We start from the raw sequence: 19,597 nt of genomic DNA, 5'->3' as shown, positions 1-19,597 counted from the left end.
CTCCGTCTCGGCTCTTCATTCGCTGTACGGATGCCGAGCTGCATCGCAAGGCGGAGGGACGTCCGGATACTGGGCGTAGCCGGATGTGCCGACAACGCGGCGTGGGGGCACCTCCCAGCGTTAGCTGGGGGAGTGCCGTAGCTGTCGTCGTGCGCCCGCCAGGGATTACGGGACAGCCCTTAGGAAGCGGCCGGGCCCCCGGCGCGCGGTGACGGGCCGGGCAGCCGGCGTACCGCGACCGCCGCTGCGTCGTCGCCCAGCCGCCCCCGCGTATGCACCAGCAGATCCGCCCGCAGCTGTCGCAGCAGCAGCTGAGGGCTGCATCCGCTCCAGGCACCGGCGCGCTCGACCAGCGGGTAGAAGCGGCCCTTGTCGTCCCGGGCCTCGGTCACACCGTCCGTGTACAGCAGCAGCAGATCTCCGGGCTCGAACGGGAACGTCTCGACCTCGTAGTCCGGGCCTCCGGCCAACGAGCCCAGCCCGATCGGCAGCGCCGGCCGCCGCGGGTGGAGGGTGATGACCTGCCCGTCGCGCAGCAGCAGCGCGGGCGGGTGGCCGCAGCTGATGGTGCGGAGTACGGGCCAGTGGTCGGGGATGTCCAGCAGGGCGACGGTCGCGAAGGTCTCGTCGGTGTCGGTATCGATGTCGGTGTCGGTGTCGATGTCGGTGTCGATGTCGATGACGGGGGCGGAATCGGGGGCGGGGTCAGTGGCAGGGACAGGGTCGGCGGAACCGAGGCCGGGGGTGGTGGCGGGGACAGGGGCGGAGCCGGGGCCTGGAGCGGCAGCGGGGAGGAGGCCGGCGGCCGCGCCGGGGGCGGCATAGGCCCTGGCGCCGTCCGCCGCTGCCGCTGCCGCTTCCACCCCGGTCTCCGCCCCGCCTCCGGGCCCAGACCCGGCCCAGGGCCCAGACCCGGCCCAGGGCCCAGACCCGGCCCAGGGCCCAGACCCGGGCCCAGCCCCAGCCCCAGCCCCAGCCCCAGCCCCAGCCCCAGCCCCCGGCACATTGCGCCACTGACTGCTGTCCCACCGGACGGCGCCGTCCAGGTGGATGGCGAGTTTGGGCAGGGTGGCCTGGCGGTGGGCGGCCGCACGGAAGGCGCCGAGGATCAGCGCGGCGTGGCTGTAGGCGGGCAGCCCCTTGCCGCGGACATCGCCGATGATCAGCCGGGTGCTCGACGTGGTGCGCGCCGCCGCGAACAGATCACCGCCCATCTCCGCCTCCTCCTCGGCCGGCAGATACCAGGAGGCGATCTCGAGCCGGCCGCTGCGCGCGGGCAGCGGCCGGAGCAGGACCTGCTGGGCCACACCGGCCACCGAGCGGCTCTTGATGAGCCGGCGCTCGTTGCGGTCCCGTACGACGGCGAAGAGCACGAGCAGGGCCGAGACGACCACCAGTGCGGTGAGCTGCGCTTCGAGGTTCTCGGTGGTCAGGACGCCGCGCGCGATGCCGATGAACACCTGGGCGGCCACCGCCAGTGCACCGATCGCCGCCGTCAGGCGGGGCCCGGCGAAGGCCGCGGTGATCGCGGGAGCCGCTACGAGCAAGGGCCCCAGATGGATGTCGGGCGGCGCGAGGACATCGATGGCGCAGACCGCGACGATCAGCCCGATCGGGATCAGCACCAGGACATGACTCAGTTCCTGTCGTCCCCGAAGGTGCCTCAGCCGTTCAAAGGGCATGCTTAATGTTTGCACTCAGAAGAGCGAAAAGCCCGAATCGCCCCTTTCGCCCTACCTGTAGAGCCAACCCTGCTACTCCGCCCGCCGAGCCACCTCTCGCCGCAGCGCCGCGATGAGCAGGTCGAGCGTGGGCTCGACGGCCGACCCTCCCATGAGGGTGAGGTGCTCCCGTACGCGGTGCAGGCTGGGGTACTCGTCCGCGGGCAGGCTGCCGTACGCGTCCTGCCAGGCCTGCTCGTCGGCCGCGCGCTGGGCGGGAGCCAGCCGCATCACGCCGGCGTCCACGGCCGCGTGACCGAGGGCCGTGTCGACAAGCGTGTGGTAGTGGCGCACGGCGGAGGCGTCGTCGAATCCGGCCTGGAGCAGCAGGCCGATACCGGTGTCCACGGCGCGCTGCTCATGGGGCCGGCCGGTGACGCGAACGGTGCTGAACACGGCGATCTGCGGGTGGCGCAACGCGGAGCGGTAGGCACGCAGGACGAGATCGCGCAGGTCGGCGGCCCAGTCACCGCTGGACGCGAACCCGGCCATGGACTCGCCGATGAGCCGGTCGGCCACCGCCAGCAGCAGATCCTCGGTGTTACGGAAGTAGCGGTAGACGGCGGAGGGATCGGCTCCGAGGGCCGCTCCCAGTTTGCGTACGGTGAATGCCTGCGCGCCTTGGGAGTCGATGAGTTCACAGGCCGCGTCGACGATGAGATCGGCCGACAGGACCACGCCTGAACTGGTCGGTCGGCGCCGCTTGCGCTCGACCGGGACGCGCTCGCTCTCCGCCACCGGACCCCTCCCGCTCCGCTCCCACCCCGAGCCCCGGCGTGGGCCACACGTGGGCAATGCCTGGGCGACGCCGGGGCCTCTCAGGGCCAGTTAACCATCAGGTTACGTCAACACCGTTGACACAAGAATGTACGGGAGGTTTCATCAGCGGACACCGGCACGGATCACCACCGCGGCGCCGCACCCCGCGCCCACTCTCACGCCTCCCCTGCCTTTTCTCACGCCTCCCCTCCCCCCCCCGCCTTCCCCACGGCCTGGCCGCGACCGGTCCGGCCCGCCCCGCCCAAGGAGTGAATGCCATGCCCTCCGCAGTGCAGCAGGACCCCGGCCCGGCGAGAATGCGCCGCTCTCTGGGGGTGAAGGACGGGGTGGCGATCGCCGCGTCCAGCACCGCAGCGACCACCAGCATCGGCATCGGGATGGGCGCGCTGGCCGCGTATACCGGGCGGCAGACACCGGCCCTTTTGCTGCTGGCCTTCCTGCCGATCCTCGGCATCGCGCTGTCGTACGCCCGGCTCAACCGCAGCGAGCCGAACTGCGGCAGTGGCTACACCTGGGTGGGCCGGTCGATCGGCCCCTGGCCCGGGTTTCTGACCGGGTGGGTGGTGCTGGTCGGCAACGTGATCTTTATGGCGTACACGGGTGCGGTGACCGGGTCCGTCGTGCTCCAGTTCCTCAACAAGCTGGGCCTGCACAGCGTGCTCGGGCTGCAGCTGGATCCGACCTCGACCGGCATCAGCACCGCCGTCGGACTGGTCGCGCTGGTCGTCGTCACGGTCACCGCCATCACCGGCGTACGGGCCGCGACCCGGATGCAGATGTGGTTGCTGATCTTCGAGTACGCGGTCCTGCTGGTCTTCTGCGGATACGCCCTGTTCGCCGGCGACCAGCCGTTCTCGCTGTCCTGGCTCAACCCCCTCGACATCGGCTCGCCGCAGGCACTGGCGCAGGGGATGGTGCTCGCGGTGTTCTTCTACTGGGGCTGGGACGCCGCGTTCAGCGTCAACGAGGAGACCCGTAGCTCCTCCGACGCGGCCCGCGGCGGACTGATCGCGCTGGTCGCCATGCTGGGCCTGTTCCTCGTCGGTGCGCTGGCCTTCCAGCGGGTGATGAGCACCGAGGAACTCATCCGCAACGGGCCGCAGGCGCTCACCTTCCTCGGCAGCAAACTGGCGCCGGAGCCCTGGGCCTCCCTTCCGCTGGCCGCGTTGATGTGCTCCGCGTTCGCCTCCCTCCAGTCGAGCGTCATCCCCACCGCCCGCGGCGCGCTGGCGATGGCTCGCGACCGGACGCTGGGCCCGGTGTGGCAGCGGGTGCACCCGCGCTACGGCTCCCCCGCCGTGGGCACCCTGCTGATCATGGCCGTCGCCGCACTGCTCGCCGTGCTCGCCGTCGGCATCCCCAAGCTCAACGACATGATCCTCACCGCCGTCAACTCGATCGGCCTGACGGTGGCGCTCTATTACGGACTGACGGCGCTCGCCTGCGCGGTGCGCTTCCGCGACAGCCTGCGCCGCGGCGCGGTGCGCGCGCTACGGGATGTGGTCGTCCCGGCGGCCAGTGCGCTGACGCTGTTCGGGCTCGGCGCATACCTCGTCTGGGACTACGCGACCATGACCGATCACTTCGAGGCGAGCCCCGACAACGGCTGGTTCATGCTGGCGCTGCCCGCGCTGTTCGTGCTGGTCGGTCTGGCGGCCGCCGCGTGGGCCAAGTGGGTACGCCGCGCCCCGTATTTCCGCACCGGCCGGGGGACGGACGCCGATGCGATCACCTTGCCGATGGACGCGGACGGGGCGCCGCTGCCTAGCCCGTCGAAGAGCTGACCATACGTCGGATCCGTCCACCGCCCCCGTGCACACCAAACCCCAGCGACACTTACGTATATCCCCAACGCAACTGGAGCAACTGCCACATGGACCTCAGCACCACCGTGGACCCCGAGACGACCCCGGAAGCCACCACCCCCGACTCTCCCGGCCACGGCCCCGCCGACCTCGTCTTCCTCTCCGGTCCCGTGCACACCGTCGACCCCGCACGCAGCCGGGCGAGCGCGGTGGCGGTGCGCGGGGACCGTATCGTCGCCGTCGGGCACGACGCGGAGGTCCGCGACCTGATCGGGCCCGCCACGGACGTTGTCGATCTGCGGGGCAAGCTGCTGATCCCCGGGTTCCAGGACGCGCATGTCCATCCGGTCGGCGGCGGGCTGGAGTTGGCCCAGTGCGATCTGAGCGCGGCGGAAACGGCCGATGCCTACCGCGAACTGATCGCCAGGTATGCGGCCGCGCATCCGCAGGCGCCGTGGATCACCGGCGGCGGCTGGTCCCTGGAGGCGTTCCCCGGCGGCATGCCGACCCGGGAGTTCCTGGACGCCCTGGTGCCCGACCGCCCGGTGTTCCTCGTCAACCGCGATCACCACGGCGGCTGGGCCAACTCCGTTGCCCTGGAACGGGCCGGGCTCACCTCCCGCACACCGGACCCGGCCGACGGGCGGATCGAGCGGGACGCCGACGGCCGGCCGTCCGGCATGCTGCAGGAGGGCGCCATGCAGCTGGTCGCCGACCTGATTCCGCAACCGACCCTCGCCGAGCAGACCGCCGGCCTGCTCAGGGCGCAGCGCCTGCTCCACGGGTACGGAGTGACCGCCTGGCAGGACGCGATGCTGGGGCGCGCTCCCGGGATGGCCGACACCATCCCCGCGTACGTGGCCGCCCGGCGCGAGGGGAAGCTCACCGCGCGGGTGACCGGTGCGCTGTGGTGGGACCGGGCGCGTGGCGCCGAGCAGATCCCCGAACTCCTGGAACAGCGCTCGGTGTTGACCGGCGGCCGGCTGCGGGCGACCAGCGTGAAGATCATGCAGGACGGGATCGCCGAGAACCATACGGCGGCCATGCTCAGCCCCTACCTGACCGCGTGCGGCTGTGCGTCCGACAACAGCGGCATCTCGTTCATCGACCCCGAGGCGCTGCGGAGCTACGTCACCCGCCTGGACGCGGAAGGCTTCCAGGTGCACTTCCACGCCCTGGGCGACCGGGCCGTACGGGAGGCGCTGGACGCGGTCGAGGCGGCCCGGCGGACGAACGGCCTGCGCGACACCCGGCCGCACCTCGCCCATCTCCAGGTCGTGCACCCCGATGACATCCCGCGCTTCCGCAGGCTCGGGGCGACCGCGAACATCCAGGCGTTGTGGGCGGCCCACGAGCCGCAGATGGACGAGCTGACCATTCCCTTCCTGGGCGCCCAACGGGCCGCCTGGCAGTACCCGTTCGGCGATCTGCTGCGCTCGGGCGCCACCCTCGCGGCGGGCAGCGACTGGCCGGTCAGTTCCCCCGACCCGATCGCCGCACTGCATGTCGCGGTCAACCGCCGTACGCCGGACGACCCGCCGTCGACGCCGGCCTTCCTGCCCGAGCAGCGCATCGACCTGGGCGCGGCGCTCGCCGCGTACACGGCCGGCAGCGCCTACGCGAACCACCTCGACGACACCGGCACCATCCAGCCCGGAAAGCTGGCCGATCTGGTCGTCCTGGACCGTGACCCGTTCGACGGCCCCGACGAGGAGATCGCGGCGACCCGCGTTCTGCAGACGTTCGTCGGAGGAAGCCGGGTGTACGCGGCCGACAACGCCTGAGGAAACGGCCCGCGGCGCTCAGCCGTGGGCCGGACGGCCGCCTCCGGAATCCGGGACGCCAGATATCCGGAGGGTCGCCGGAACCGACTTGGGCTTTCCTCCACACCCGGCGGGCTTCTGGCGGCGCCCTTTCGGATGACGTGCGGATGGTTTCCGGTGACGAGGTGCGGATCTACTGGGCCCAGTCGTTCATCGGGGGTTCTGTGTCCGCTTCTGTGTCCGCGTCTGTGGCCCATGCCGTGTCCGCTTCTGTGGCTGCCGTTACGAGATTTCGCGCGGTGTTCTCCGTAGCGGGGATCCGCTTGCCGGTGATCTCGTTCCTGGCCCGGCTGCCCGCCGCGCTGTGCCCGATCGGCACCTTGCTGATGCTGACCGAGCTGGACGGCATCGGCCGGGCCGGGGTCGTCGCGGGGATGTTGTGGCTGGGGCAGGCGGTGGGCGGAACGCCGATCGGACGGCTGGCCGACCGTCGGGGGCACCGACCGGTGATCCTGGTGGCTTCGGCGGCGAACTCGGTGGCGATCCTGGCGCTGGTGGGGGCGGTGCTCGGCGGGCTGCCGGTGGTGATGCAGGCGCTGCTGGCAGGGCTGGTCGGGGTGACGATGCCTCAGGTGGGGGCGCTGTCGCGGACGCGGTGGATCGCGCTCACCGCATCGCGTCCGGAGGGAAGGGAGTTGACCGGACGTGCACTGTCCCTGGACACCACGATCGACGAGATCAGCTTCATGGCCGGGCCCGCGCTGGCGGCCACGGTCGTGGTCCTGTGCCACCCCGCCGCGGGGCTTCTGCTCGCGGCCGTGCTCGGTGCCGTCTTCGGTGTGCTGTTCGCGCTGCATCCAACGGCTCCAGGGCCGGTACGGGGCGAACGGGCGGCCGCGGCCGGAGTGCGGCTGATCTCGCCCGCTCTGACGGTGCTGTTCGCGATGGCGCTGGCGCAGGGGATCATCTGGGGCGCCGCGAACGCCGGCGTCAGCGCGCTGTCCAAGCATCTGGGCGATGCGGGCATGGCCGGGTTCGTCTGGGGCGCGATGGCCGTGACCAGCACACTGGCGGGGCTGGTCGGCACGGCGTCGCCGGGGAAGCGGGGTCTCACCGTCCGGCTCCGGCTCGCGATCGCGGCGCAGGCCCTGCTGGCGCTGCCGCTGCTCCTCGTGGACGGTTTCGTCGGCGCGACGCTGGCGATCGCCGGGATCGGCGCGGCGGTGGCGCCGCATCTGATCGCGGTGTTCGGTCTCGGGGAGTGCATCGCGCCGCCCGCGCGGATGGGCGAGGCGATGGCGCTCCTGGGGTCGGGGCTGATCGTCGGGCAGTGTGTGGCCGCGGTGGTGGCCGGTCCGCTGGCGCAGGCCTACGGGTTCCGGGCCGCGTTCGCGCTGAGTTGCGCGGCGGGGGTGGCTGCCTGTGCGGTGGCGCTGCTGCTGGTGCGGGGGCAGCGGTTCACCCCGGTGTCCGCCGCGCCCGCCCCTCCAGCGCCGTCCGCCACGCCGGCACCGTCACCCGCTCCCCCGGCTCCCGTGCCGGCATCGCCCGCCGGCCGCCCTGAGCGAAGAAGTCCGCGAGCGGCAGCGTCGCCGCGCCGACCGTGACGGCGTCGGGGCCGAGCATGCCGAGGTCGATGGTGACGCGGCCGGCGGGGTGTGCGAGGGAGTAGGCGGTGGCGTAGGCGCGGACGGCGGGCAGGATGTGCGGGCCGAGCTGGAGACCGGCCCAGCCGCCGATGAGCACGCGTTCGGGGCTGAAGAGATTGATCAGGTCCGAGATACCGGCCCCGAGGTACTCGGCGGTCTCGTCCAGGACGGAGAGCGCGACCGGATCGGGGGTGAGGGCGCCGTCCTGGGGGTGGGCGGCGGCGACCAGGGCGCTGATCGCCGTCTCCTCGTCGGCGTCCGCGGGCAGTTGGCCGCCCGCCTCCCGCCAGCGCTGCGCCAGTGCCTCGGATCCGGTGTACGCCTCCAGACAGCCGCGGGCACCGCACCGGCAGCGTCGGCCGCGGACGCTGACCGTCAGATGCCCCCATTCACCGGCGCTGTCGCGGGTGCCGCCGTGGATGACGCCGTCGGTGACGATGCAGGCGCCGACGCCGGAGCCGAAGAGCACGATGACCGCGTCCTTGGTGCCGCGGCCGCCACCGAACCACATCTCGGCCTGGCCGAGCGCCTTGGCACCGTTGTTGATGAAGAGGCCGACGTCGGCGGGGAGTTCGACGGCGTCGCGCAGCAGGTCTTCCAGCGGTACGGCGTCCCAGCCGATGGTCTGGCCGTGGACGACCGCGCCGCCGGGGCCGGTCCGGTCGACGATTCCGGGGACGCCGACACCGACGCCGAGCAGCCGGTCGGGGGCCGTGGCGCTGTTGCGCAGGACGGTGGCGATGCCGTCGGCGATATGACGGGTGATCAGCTCGACATCGTATTCGCCGTTCGCCAACGGCAGGTCGGCACCCGCCAGTTCACCCAGGGACAGGTCGAAGAGCTCGACCCTGACCCGGGTCTCTCCCACGTCCACGCCGATCAGAGCGCCGCTCGCCGGGGCCACCCGGAGCAGCGTGCGCGGCCGGCCGCCGTCGGATCCGACCACGCCGGCTTCCTCCAGCAGTCCGTCCTCGGCGAGTTCGGCGACCACATTGCTGACGGATCCTGAACTGAGGCCCGTTGCGGGGCCGAGTTCCTGCCGGCTCATGGGCCCGTCGAAATACAACCGTTGCAGAACCGCGGTGCGGTTGGCACGCCGCAGGTCACGCACGGTCCGTTGGGTGCGCTCGACCATCTGTCTCCCTCCCGGCCCGCAACCTACCGCCGTTCGGGCTCTTGACGCGCCCTTCTCTCGGGCTTTAACTCACACTCTAAGTTAAGCCATGAGGCCGTTCAGGAACTGAACATGGCCGACCTCCGGACTCCTCAGAGAGAGGCGTATCCGTCATGCGCATACTCCGAGCCGCGACCGTCACCGCCACCGTCACCGCGCTCGCCGCGGCGGCCTCCGGATGCGGCGGCGGGACCAGCCCCGGTGGCGGGGGAAGCAACGACTCCCCCAAGACGCTGACGTATTGGGCGTCCAACCAGGGGCCGAATGTCGAGGCGGACAAGAAGATCCTCGGTCCCGAGCTGAAGAAGTTCGAGCGGCAGACCGGGATCAAGGTCCAGCTGGAGGTCATCCCGTGGCCGGAGCTGCTCAACCGGATCCTGGCGGCCACCACATCGGGGCAGGGGCCCGACGTCCTCAACATCGGCAACACCTGGTCCGCGTCCCTCCAGGCCACCGGCGCGCTGCTCCCCTGGGACAAGCGGAACCTCGATGAGATCGGCGGACGTGACCGGTTCGTGGCACCGGCGCTGGGCGCCACGGGCGCGGCGGGCAAGGACCCGGCCGCGGTTCCGCTGTATTCGCTGACCTACGCGCTCTACTACAACAAGCAGATGTTCAAGGACGCCGGGATCAGCAAACCCCCGTCGACCTGGGACGAGTTGGTGGCCGACGGCAAGAAGATCTCCAAGGACGGCAAGTGGGGCCTGGGTGCCGAGGGCGGCCAGCTGTCCAACAACATCCATCAGGCCTTCGCCCTCGGCAAGCAGCACGGCGCGGACTTCTTCGACGCCACCGGCAAGCCCACCTTCACCTCGGACGGCGCGGTCGCGGCGGTCAAGCAGTACGTCGACTTCATGGCCAAGGACAAGATCATCGCCCCGGGTAACGCCGAGTACGGACAGAATCAGTCGCTCAGGGACTTCGCCAAGGGCCGGACCGCCATGGTGCTGTGGCAGGCGGCGGCCACCACCTTCGCGGCCGACGGGATGAAGCCGGACGACTGGGGCGTCGTCCCGGTGCCCGTACCCTCCGGCACTCCGGGCACCGGCCGGCAGATCAACTCCATGCTCGCCGGCATCAATATCGCCGTCTTCAAGAACACCCACAATCTCGACGGCGCACGGAAGTTCGTGAAGTTCATGACGAGCGAGGCCGAGCAGAAACTGCTCAACAAGACCTACGGCTCGGTGCCGCCCGTCAAGGCCGCCCAGCAGGACCCGGCGTTCAACCGCCAGGACACCAAGGTGCTGCGCGAAACCCTCACCAGGAGTGCCGCGCCGCTCCCCCAGGTCGCCGACGAGGCGCAGTTCGAGACGTCCGTCGGCACGGCGATCAAGGATCTGTTCGCCGATGCGGCGGCCGGCCATCCCGTGACCACCGAGTCGGTCAGGGCGCGGCTGAGCAAGGCCGAGCAGCAGATGGTGAAGTGAGCGGCCGGCCATGACCACCACCACGACCACCGCGCGCGAGCAGGCGCCGCCGGGCCGCGGCGGCCGTCCGGCCGGCAAGGCCCCCGCCACGCGCCGCCGGGGCCTGCTGCCCGCCAGGCTGCGCCGCGTCGGCCTGCCCTATCTGCTTCTGCTGCCCGCACTGCTGCTGGAGCTGCTGGTCCATCTCGTACCGATGGTCATCGGCATCGTCATGAGCTTCAAGGAGTTGACGCAGCTCACCATCGGCAACTGGGACGCGGCCCCCTGGAAGGCGCTGGGCAACTACCGGGTCACCGTCGACCTCGACGCGCCGGTCGGCGCCGCGCTGCTGCACTCGTTCCTGGTCACCTGTGCGTTCAGCGTGCTGGCGGTCGGACTGTGCTGGCTCATCGGCACCGCGGCCGCGATCTTTCTGCAGGACAACTTCCGGGGGCGCGGCCTGCTGCGGGCCCTCTTCCTCACCCCGTACGCACTGCCGATCTACGCCGCCGTGATCACCTGGGCGTTCATGTTCCAAAGGGACAACGGCCTGGTCAATCATGTGCTGCACGACCAGCTGCACCTCACCGACGGCCGGCCCTTCTGGCTGCTGGGCGACAACAGCTTCGTCGCGCTGCTCGTCGTCGCCGTCTGGAAGACCTGGCCGTTCGCCTTCCTCGTCGTGATGGCGGCGCTGCAGAGCATCCCCAAGGATCTTTACGAGGCCGCGGCGCTCGACGGGGCGGGCCTCGTCCGGCAGATCCGGCGGATCACCCTGCCGTCGCTGCGGCCGGTCAACCAGGTGCTGGTGCTGGTGCTGTTCCTGTGGACGTTCAACGACTTCAACACGCCGTATGTGCTGTTCGGGAAGGCCGCCCCGGAGGCCGCCGATCTGCTCTCCATCCACATCTACCAGTCCTCGTTCGTCACCTGGAACTTCGGTACCGGCTCGGCCATGTCGGTCCTGCTGCTGCTGTTCCTGCTGGTGGTGACGGCCGGCTATCTGCTGGCCACCTCGCGCGGAAGGAAGCATGCCGATGGCTAGCACCGCTCGCCGTCCGCCACGCACGGCCACCCGCAGGCGCTCCCCCACCGCCCCGCCCCGCTCCTTCCTCTGGATCCGCCGGATCTTCCTCACCGCACTGACCGGCTTCGTTCTGCTCCCGGTCTATGTGATGCTCAGCAGCTCGCTGAAACCGCTGGAGGATGTCTCGGGCACCTTCCACTGGCTGCCGAGCGAGCTGACGATCCGTCCGTATCTCGACATCTGGCGGACGGTGCCGCTGGCCCGGTACTTCATCAATTCGCTGATCGTGGCGGGCTCGGCCACCCTCTGCTCGGTGCTCATCGCGATCTTCGCGGCCTACGCGGTCAGCCGCTACCGCTTCCGCGGCAGGCGGGTCTTCACCCTCACGGTGCTGTCCACCCAGATGTTCCCGGGCATCCTCTTCCTGCTGCCGCTGTTCCTGATCTACGTCAACATCGGGAACTCCACGGGCGTCGCGCTCTACGGCTCCCGCGGCGGGCTGATCCTCACCTATCTGACGTTCTCCCTGCCGTTCTCCATCTGGATGCTGGCCGGCTACTTCGCGTCGGTGCCACGGGAGCTGGACGAGGCCGCGTACGTGGACGGCTGCGGTCCGCTCGGTGCGCTCTTCCGGGTCGTGGTGCCGGCCGCGCTCCCCGGGATCGTCGCGGTGGCCGTGTACGCGTTCATGACCGCGTGGGGCGAGGTGCTGTTCGCGTCCGTCATGACCAATGACACCACCCGCACTCTGTCGGTCGGCCTACAGGGCTACGCCACACAGAACGACGTCTACTGGAACCAGGTCATGGCCGCGTCCCTGGTCGTCAGCGTCCCGGTGGTCGCCGGGTTTCTGCTGCTCCAGCGCTATCTGGTCGCCGGGCTCACCGCCGGGGCCGTCAAATGAACCGTGCCGGAAGGCCCCCACAGAAAGGAACGCCGTGACCGACCGGATCGACTTCGCCGCCCTGCCGGACGACTTCGCATGGGGCGTGGCCACGTCGGCCTATCAGATCGAGGGAGCGGTCGCCGAGGACGGCCGCGCGCCCTCCATCTGGGACACGTTCTCGCACACCCCGGGAAAGACCGACAACGGCGACACCGGCGACCGGGCCTGCGATCACTATCACCGCTGGCGCGAGGACATCGCCCTGATGCGTCAACTGGGCGTCGGCGCCTACCGGTTCTCGCTCGCCTGGCCGCGGATCGTGCCGGACGGCGACGGCCGGGTCAACGCCGAGGGACTGGCCTTCTACGACCGGCTCGTCGACGGCCTCCTCGAAGCGGGCATCGCCCCGTGCGCCACCCTCTACCACTGGGATCTGCCGCAGGCGCTCCAGGACCGCGGCGGCTGGCCCGTGCGGGAGACCGCCGAGCACTTCGCTGCGTACGCCGCGGTCGTCGCCGGGAAGCTCGGCGACCGGGTCCGGCACTGGGCGACGCTGAACGAGCCGCTGTGTTCGGCCTGGATCGGCCATCTCGAAGGCCGGATGGCGCCCGGCCTCACGGATCTCACGGCGGCGGTGCGCGCCTCGTACCATCTGCTGCTCGGGCACGGCCTGGCCGTCCAGGCGATCCGGGCCGGGGCACCGGATGCCGAGGTCGGCATCGTCAACAACCTCAGCACCGTCGAGCCCGCCACCGGCTCCGAGGCCGATGCCGCGGCGGCGCGGCGGATGGACGGGCACACCAACCGCTGGTGGCTCGACCCGGTGCACGGCCGTGGCTTCCCCGCGGACATGCGCGAGGTGTACGGCGTGGAGCTGCCGGAGCGCCCCGGTGACCTGGACACCATCGCCCAGCCGCTGGACTGGCTCGGGCTGAACTACTACTTCCCGGCCGTGGTCGCCGCCGAGCCGGCCGGTCCACCGCCGTTCGCCCGACAGGTGCGCCGGCCGCATGTCCCCCGTACGGGCATGGACTGGGAGATCGACGCGAACGGTATCGAGACCCTGCTGCTGCGGCTGACCCAGGACTACGCGGCGCGCAAGATCTACGTCACCGAGAACGGCTCCGCCTACCCGGACGTGGTCCGCCCCGAGGGCACCGTCGAGGACCCCGAGCGCACCGAGTATCTGCATCAGCATGTGGCGGCATGCGCCCGCGCGGCCCGTCAGGGCGCACCGCTCGCCGGATATTTCGCCTGGTCGCTGATGGACAACTTCGAGTGGGCCTACGGCTATGACAAGCGCTTCGGCCTGTTCCATGTCGACTATGCGACACAGGCCCGCACCCTCAAGGACAGCGGCCGCCACTACGCCGAGCTGATCCGCAGCCATCCGCGCCGCAGCACTCCGCGCGCGGCCTGAACCGCCTCCGCCCGACGGACCGGCCCCCACGCCATCGCCGGGGCCGGTCCGTCGGGCGCGTCGCGGCCTTATTCGATGACGAGCTCGACATCGATGTTGCCGCGGGTGGCCTTGGAGTAGGGGCAGTACTGGTGGGTCGCCTCGACCAGCTGCCGCCCGGTCTCGCCCTCAAGGGCGGCCGGCAGCTCCACCCGCATGACGACGGCCAGGCCGAAGCCGGTGTCGTCCTTGCCGATGGAGACCTCGGCGGTGACCGAGACGTCCTTGGTGTCGATCTTCATCTGGCGGCCGACATTGCTCATCGCGCTGGCGAAGCAGGCCGCGTAACCGGCGGCGAAGAGCTGCTCCGGGTTGGTGCCGGCGCCGTTGCCACCCAGCTCCGGAGGCATGGCCAGGGCGAGGTCGATCTTGCCGTCGGAGCTGACGGCCCGGCCCTCGCGGCCGTTGGCGGTGGCGACAGCGGTGTACAGCGCGTCCATCACAGTTCCCCTTCGTTGGCGCGGCGGCCGTTTCCCGGCCGCCCGATGACGAGAACAATCGCACACATCCAAATTGCCCGCAACTCAGTTGCGCACAACTAAATCGTTTACGGCGAGCTAATCTGGATCCCATGACCCCTACGACCAGGCCTCCGGTCCCCGACGCCGAACTGCTCCGCCTCGACCACCAGGTCTGCTTCTCGCTGCACGCCGCCTCGCGCGCCTTCGGCAGCGTCTACCGGGACGCCCTCAAGGACCTGGGCCTGACCTACCCCCAGTACCTGGTCATGCTGGTCCTGTGGGAGCACGGCTCGCAGCCGGTCAAGGCCATCGGCGAACAGCTCCGGCTGGACTCCGGCACCCTCTCCCCGCTGCTCAAGCGCCTGGAGGGAGCCGGCCTGGTCCGCCGCGAACGCAGCACCGAGGACGAGCGGTCGGTCACCATCCACCTCACCGCCGACGGCGACGACCTGCGCGAACAGGCCCTGCCGGTCCCCCGCAGGATGCTGGCGGCGACCGGCCTCACGATCGATGAACTCCGCACGCTCCGGGGCCTGTTGGGTCGCGTGACCAGCGCACTCGACGAGGCCTGACACCAAAACCTCCGGAGTCCGCCGGCGCCCCGCCGTGCCTCTCGCCCGCCTGCGGCGTTAGGAACGTAGATGTCTTCCGCAGCGCCCGCAAAGCGAGGCGTGACCCCGTCATACGCCCTGGCGAGCCCATCACTCCATTGAGCTACCAAGGCTGGGGAGTCATCGGGACGAAGGCGTATAAAGGGTGGCCAAACCAGCCGGGCCTCCGGCGAACACCCGCCCAGGACGCGGTTGGCAGCACGCCCACAACAAGCGGAGGAGCGCCACGTGAATGCGGCAGAAGTTGTCAACGCCTTGCTGGTCCAACGATTCGGGGTCGCCTTGGCCGACGTCACCGACGAGACCCCGCTGCGCACCCTGCGCATCGACTCCCTGGCCCTGGAAGAACTCCGGGTACTCATCGAAGACCAGCTGGACATCGACCTGGAAGAGGTGCCGCTGACCCCACGCGACACCGTGGGCCGGCTGGTGGCGGCCGTCAACGGCATGGTTCCGGCATGACGGCCCGCCGGCAGCCGTTCTCCGCGGCCGTGACGGGTCTGGGCATGGTGACCGCGGCGGGCGTGGGGGCGAAGGCCACCTGGCATACCGTCACCCAGGAAACCTCGCCCGGCGGAGTGGCCCATCAAGAGGAACTCGCCGATCTGCCCTGCGACTTCATGTACACCGCCGATCTGGACACCACCGAGCTGCTCGGCGTGGCCACCCAGCGGCTGATGGACCGCTTCTCGCAGCTCGCGGTGGTCGCCGCCCGCGAGGCGATCGCCGACGCCGGTCTGGACACGGACACCTGGGACGGCAGCCGCGTCGCGGTGGTCATCGGCTCCGCGCACGGCGGAGTGGCCTTCTACGACCAGCAGCATGTCGCGATGGCGGCGCGCGGCGCACGACGGGTCTCCCCCAAGCTCGCGCCGCTGACCGTCGTCAACAGTGCCGCCAGCAGCGTCTGCATGGATCTCGGCGCGCGGGGCCCCAGTCTGGCCGTGGCCACGGCCTGCTCCTCCGGAACCGTCGCGCTGGGCACCGCACACCAGCTGCTGCGCGCCGGGGTCTGCGATATCGCCATCGCCGGCGGCGCGGAATCGCCGATCTCCCGGCTGCTGATCGCCAGCGCCTGCCAGATGAAGGCGGTCTCCACCCGCCGGGAGAATCCGGCCGCGGCCTGCCGCCCGTTCGATGCGGGGCGGGACGGTTTCGTCGTCGGCGAGGGCGCGGGCCTCCTCGTACTGGAGCGGCCCGAGCACGCCGCGGCGCGCCGGGCCCCGGTCCGGGCTCATGTCCGCGGATACGGCGCCTCCAGCGATGCCTACGCGGCCGTGGCCCCGGACCCCGACGGCAACGGCATCGAGCGGGCCCTGCGCAGCGCGATGGCGGACGCGGCGGTGCAGGCCGGCGACATCGGCCATGTGAACGCGCACGGCACCTCGACGGTGGTCAACGACCTCATCGAGGCCACCATGCTGCACCGGGTGATCGGCGACCACGCGCTGGTCACCTCCACGAAGGCGATGACCGGACACACGCTGGGCGCCGCCGGCGGCATCGAGGCCGCACTCACCGTCCTCGCGCTGGAGGAGCAGCTGGTGCCGCCGACCGCGAATCTCGAGGTCCCGGATCCGCAGATCCCGGTCGAGATCGTGCGCCAGGAGGCCCGGCCGGCGGCGTTCGACTGCGCGGTCAAGACCTCGCTCGGCTTCGGCGGCCACAACGCCGCGCTCGTACTGACCCGCTAGCGGCCGACGCCCATCCGGCCGTTCCCGCCGGTCTCCCCGAGAAGGAAGCAGACATGTACGAGGAAACGATCCGGTCCTTGTCGGTGAGCGGGGTGTCCTTCGCCTACCGGCGGCTGCGGCAGCCGGAGCGGATCACCGAGCCCGTCATGGTGCTGGGCGGCGCGCTGCAAGGGATGTTCGGCTGGCCGCAGATGGAAGATCATGTGGGGCCGGTGGCCGACGTGGTGACCGCCGACCTGCCCGGTATGGGCAGCGCCGACCCGCTGCCCCCGGGGCCGAGCAACGACCTCATGTGCGCGGCGATCGAGTCGATCATCGACGATCTGGACGTACCGCAGATCAATCTCTTCGGCTTCTCCTACGGGGCGGGCCTCGCCTACGGGTGCGCCCGGCGCTTCCCCGAGCGCATCGCACGGCTCGCCCTCGGCGGCGTACCGGCACACATCAGCGCCGCGCAGCTGGACCTCTGGCGGCGGGCCGCCGACCACCTCTCGCGCGGCAACACCGAGGTCTTCGCCACGTTGGTCACCGAGGCGCTGATGTGTCTGGACGCCCGCCGGCATGTCACACGGCGGAAGCTGGCTTATCGCTATGTCAGGCGCTCGATGATGCATGCCGCCCGGCATTCACGGCATGCCGTCGACTCGCTACGCCGTGCGATGTCGGACCGTCCGGACTTCTCCGGCCGGCTGGGCGACGTCCCCACGCTCGTCTTCAGCGGCGAGCACGACACGGTGACCTCCCCGGACCGGCAGCGGGACTTCGCGGCCACCATCCCCGACAGCCGCTTTCTGACGATCCCCGACGCCGATCACTGGGTGGTGCTCGAACGCGCACAGGACGTCGCGGACCTGGCGGTCCGCTTCTTCACCGATGCGCCGCTGAGCTCGGCGCCCTGCCTCGCGCCGGTCGAGCGCGAGGAGCCGTCGGTGACCGATCCGGCGTGTGTGTGATCCACGGGCGGGTACCGCCCGAGGCCGGGCTCGTCCGGGTCCGGCAGGATGCCCAGCGGCATCTGTGGGCCGGGAGCCCGGACACTCCGGAACGGCATCTCGACGCCCTGGAGGACGATCAGCCATGAACCCCCACTCCGACTCCCTCACCACCGCCGACGGCCGGACCGCCTTGCACATGGAGCGCCGGCTCGCCCATCCGCCCGAAAAGGTCTGGTCGGCGATCACCGATCCGGCGCAGATCGGGCAGTGGTTCCCCGCCGACGTCACCGTGGAGCTCCGGCCCGGCGGGGCGATGACCTTCACCATGCCCGGCGTCGGCGATATCACCATGACCGGCACGGTCACCGATGCCGACGAGCCCCGGCTGTTCGCCTTCACCTGGGGCGAGGACCATCTGCGCTGGGAGGTCACCCCGGACGGGGAGGGCTCGCTGCTGACCCTGGTGCACACCTTCGGCGACCGGTTCGGCAGCGCCAGCTTCGCCACCGGCTGGCATCTGTGCATCACCGCGCTCTCGCAGCTGCTCGACGGTGACTCGACGGCGGTGGACCCCGACACCGGCGAACTGCACGAGGCCTATCTGGAGCAGTTCGATCTCGGGCACGGTGTGGTCGAGGACACCCCGGACGGCCCGCGGATCCGCTTCGAGCGCCAGCTCGTACGGCCTGCCGAGACCGTCTGGGCCGTGCTGACCTCGGGAGACGAGCCCGCCGCTGGTGCGCCCGCGCCGGAGGGCTTCACGACGCACACGGCGCCGGCCGGGCCGGTCACCGAGGTGGCGGCCCCGTCGGTCCTCGCGTACCGCTGGCATCGGCAGGGCACGGTCCGCTGGGAGCTGGGCCGGGGCACCGGCCATGGCGCCCGTCTCGCCCTCACCCAGACCGGCCCCCACGGCTTTGACCCCGCCACCGCGCTGGACGCCTGGCACGACCGCATCGAGCATCTCGCGGCGCGGCTGCTGGAGGACTGAATTTCCGCAGCCGCTGTACCGGTCAGCCCCCATAACCCGTGCCCCCTACGGACTTTGTAGGGGGCACGGGTTATGGGGGCGCGGTTATTGGGCGCTCCGCGGTGTCGCCTCGCGCCGTTCCGTCGGTGGAAATGCCGCTTCTCCCGTGTGAGCCAGGCAACTTTGGGGCGGCTCGGAGGAGGCTTTGACGCCCCTGCCAGGTGATGCCCGGCACGCGACGTACGTCACGTACGAACATGCCTAGTCGATGTCATTACGGGCGTACACCGATAAACACGGCATTTACAACGGACATCTCGCACCATCTCACGAAGATAGGTAGTACAAGGCATCTTTGCCACCATCCAGGGCGCTCGCTAAACATGTTCCGGGTAGCACCGAGAACGAGCCTGCGAGTGAGCCAGAGCGGCGAAACGCGGCCATGACCCTCGGTCCTCACGCGCCAACCGAAGGCCGCCTCCCCCGCCACCAAGCCCTGGAAGAGGTCACATCCGCATGCCCAACTTCACCCTGCCCCGCACCGCCCGCTTCACCCGCACCCACAAGATCTCCGCGGCAGTGGTGGCGACCGCGAGCTGCGCCGCCGCCCTGGCGTTCACCGCGGCGCCGAGCAACGCCGCGACCCCGGCGGCGCACGCGTCGGCCCTGGTCAAGCCGGTCAGCGCCAACGGCCTGCCGCTCACCGCGAAGGACCGTGCCGACGACGGCAAGAAGGACCGGGCGATCGCGTCGTCCGTCGCCGACCGCCTCAAGGTCACCGCGGTCGAGAAGCAGGGCCACACCGCCAAGCAGGCCGCCAGCCGGTCCGTCGAGCGCAAGGCGATAGCCGCGCCGAAGGCCGCCCACAAGGCTGCGCCGAAGGCCGTCAAGCAGTACCCGAACAACCTCGACGGTTGGATCCGTGAGTCGCTCGACATCATGAAGGCCAAGGGCATCCCCGGCTCCTACGAGGGCCTGCACCGCAACATCATGCGCGAGTCCAGCGGCAACCCCAACGCCGTCAACGACTGGGACATCAACGCCATCAACGGCATCCCGTCCAAGGGCCTGCTGCAGGTGATCCAGCCCACGTTCGACCGCTACCACGTGACCGGCACCGCGAACAAGCTGACCGACCCGGTCGCCAACATCACCGCCGCGGCCAACTACGCGGCCCACCGCTACGGCTCGATCGACAACGTCAACTCGGCCTACTGAGCCGGGGCGTAGCGACCGTCCTCACGGTCGGAGCA

At 70.7% G+C, this 19,597-nt stretch carries 16 protein-coding genes and 1 pseudogene; 13 read left to right on the top strand and 4 right to left on the bottom strand.

The genetic code is table 11. The annotated features are described in order from the left end of the window. Window positions 1–179: 179 nt before the first annotated feature. Together KI385_RS39150 and KI385_RS39145 are read right to left on the bottom strand one after the other, a co-directional pair. Entirely contained in the window at window positions 180–1,625 is a 1,446-nt protein-coding gene (locus tag KI385_RS39150) for a PP2C family protein-serine/threonine phosphatase (RefSeq protein WP_238576766.1), read from the bottom strand. Between the two features lie 129 nt (window positions 1,626–1,754). After that, the gene (locus tag KI385_RS39145) at window positions 1,755–2,459 is read right to left on the bottom strand and encodes a TetR/AcrR family transcriptional regulator (protein WP_238576765.1); all 705 of its coding nucleotides are present in this window, start codon (window positions 2,457–2,459) and stop codon (window positions 1,755–1,757) included. 299 nt (window positions 2,460–2,758) lie between these two features. Between KI385_RS39145 and KI385_RS39140 the strand changes: the two genes are divergently transcribed. From KI385_RS39140 to KI385_RS44320, 3 genes and pseudogenes are all read left to right on the top strand, one after another. After that, complete coding sequence (locus KI385_RS39140) at window positions 2,759–4,285, top strand: APC family permease (RefSeq protein WP_238576764.1); 1,527 nt, start codon at window positions 2,759–2,761, stop codon at window positions 4,283–4,285. Window positions 4,286–4,374: 89 nt separating this feature from the next. Further along, entirely contained in the window at window positions 4,375–6,090 is a 1,716-nt protein-coding gene (locus KI385_RS39135; RefSeq protein WP_238576763.1) for an amidohydrolase, read from the top strand. Between the two features lie 146 nt (window positions 6,091–6,236). Continuing rightward, window positions 6,237–7,286, top strand: a pseudogene (locus KI385_RS44320) (MFS transporter); the annotation flags it as partial. A gap of 241 nt (window positions 7,287–7,527) precedes the next feature. Here the strand turns inward: KI385_RS44320 and KI385_RS39130 are convergent. Next, the gene (locus tag KI385_RS39130; protein ID WP_238576762.1) at window positions 7,528–8,853 is read right to left on the bottom strand and encodes an ROK family transcriptional regulator; all 1,326 of its coding nucleotides are present in this window, start codon (window positions 8,851–8,853) and stop codon (window positions 7,528–7,530) included. 152 nt (window positions 8,854–9,005) lie between these two features. Here KI385_RS39130 and KI385_RS39125 point away from each other — a divergent pair, with 152 nt between their 5' ends. Genes KI385_RS39125 through KI385_RS39110 form a run of 4 tightly spaced genes read left to right on the top strand, consistent with a single transcriptional unit; the run spans window position 9,006 to window position 13,634 of the window. Further along, window positions 9,006–10,322, top strand: a complete 1,317-nt coding sequence (locus tag KI385_RS39125; protein ID WP_238576761.1) for an ABC transporter substrate-binding protein — start codon at window positions 9,006–9,008, stop codon at window positions 10,320–10,322. Between the two features lie 10 nt (window positions 10,323–10,332). Beyond that, window positions 10,333–11,346 carry a carbohydrate ABC transporter permease gene (locus KI385_RS39120; RefSeq protein WP_238576760.1) on the top strand — a complete coding sequence of 338 codons (1,014 nt, stop codon included), beginning with the start codon at window positions 10,333–10,335 and terminating at the stop codon, window positions 11,344–11,346. Continuing rightward, window positions 11,339–12,232 carry a carbohydrate ABC transporter permease gene (locus KI385_RS39115; protein WP_238576759.1) on the top strand — a complete coding sequence of 298 codons (894 nt, stop codon included), beginning with the start codon at window positions 11,339–11,341 and terminating at the stop codon, window positions 12,230–12,232. The genes KI385_RS39120 and KI385_RS39115 overlap by 8 nt, the downstream gene beginning before the upstream one ends. Window positions 12,233–12,266: 34 nt before the next feature. Beyond that, window positions 12,267–13,634 (top strand): GH1 family beta-glucosidase, encoded by a 1,368-nt coding sequence (locus tag KI385_RS39110; RefSeq protein ID WP_238576758.1) that lies wholly within the window; start codon window positions 12,267–12,269, stop codon window positions 13,632–13,634. A gap of 68 nt (window positions 13,635–13,702) precedes the next feature. On the opposite strand, the gene KI385_RS39105 is transcribed toward KI385_RS39110, so the two are convergent. After that, window positions 13,703–14,113: an organic hydroperoxide resistance protein gene (locus tag KI385_RS39105; protein WP_238576757.1), complete on the bottom strand. Its 411-nt coding sequence runs from the start codon at window positions 14,111–14,113 to the stop codon at window positions 13,703–13,705. Window positions 14,114–14,244: 131 nt separating this feature from the next. Between KI385_RS39105 and KI385_RS39100 the strand changes: the two genes are divergently transcribed. From KI385_RS39100 to KI385_RS39075, 6 genes are all read left to right on the top strand, one after another. Then, the gene (locus tag KI385_RS39100; RefSeq protein WP_238576756.1) at window positions 14,245–14,706 is read left to right on the top strand and encodes a MarR family winged helix-turn-helix transcriptional regulator; all 462 of its coding nucleotides are present in this window, start codon (window positions 14,245–14,247) and stop codon (window positions 14,704–14,706) included. Window positions 14,707–14,973: 267 nt separating this feature from the next. Continuing rightward, complete coding sequence (locus KI385_RS39095; RefSeq protein ID WP_128503723.1) at window positions 14,974–15,207, top strand: acyl carrier protein; 234 nt, start codon at window positions 14,974–14,976, stop codon at window positions 15,205–15,207. Continuing rightward, on the top strand, window positions 15,204–16,439 hold the full coding sequence (locus KI385_RS39090) for a beta-ketoacyl-[acyl-carrier-protein] synthase family protein (protein ID WP_238576755.1): 1,236 nt from the start codon (window positions 15,204–15,206) through the stop codon (window positions 16,437–16,439). The genes KI385_RS39095 and KI385_RS39090 overlap by 4 nt, the downstream gene beginning before the upstream one ends. Window positions 16,440–16,492: 53 nt before the next feature. After that, window positions 16,493–17,392 carry an alpha/beta fold hydrolase gene (locus KI385_RS39085; RefSeq protein ID WP_238576754.1) on the top strand — a complete coding sequence of 300 codons (900 nt, stop codon included), beginning with the start codon at window positions 16,493–16,495 and terminating at the stop codon, window positions 17,390–17,392. 124 nt (window positions 17,393–17,516) lie between these two features. Continuing rightward, the gene (locus tag KI385_RS39080) at window positions 17,517–18,365 is read left to right on the top strand and encodes an SRPBCC family protein (RefSeq protein WP_238576753.1); all 849 of its coding nucleotides are present in this window, start codon (window positions 17,517–17,519) and stop codon (window positions 18,363–18,365) included. Window positions 18,366–18,860: 495 nt separating this feature from the next. Beyond that, complete coding sequence (locus KI385_RS39075; RefSeq protein ID WP_238576752.1) at window positions 18,861–19,562, top strand: transglycosylase SLT domain-containing protein; 702 nt, start codon at window positions 18,861–18,863, stop codon at window positions 19,560–19,562. Window positions 19,563–19,597 lie beyond the last annotated feature (35 nt).

The organism is Streptomyces inhibens (assembly GCF_022221585.1).
Classification (GTDB): Bacteria; Actinomycetota; Actinomycetes; order Streptomycetales; family Streptomycetaceae; genus Streptomyces; species Streptomyces inhibens.
The sequence above is the reverse complement of the archived record's forward strand: the minus strand, read 5'-3'. Positions and strand labels throughout refer to the sequence as shown.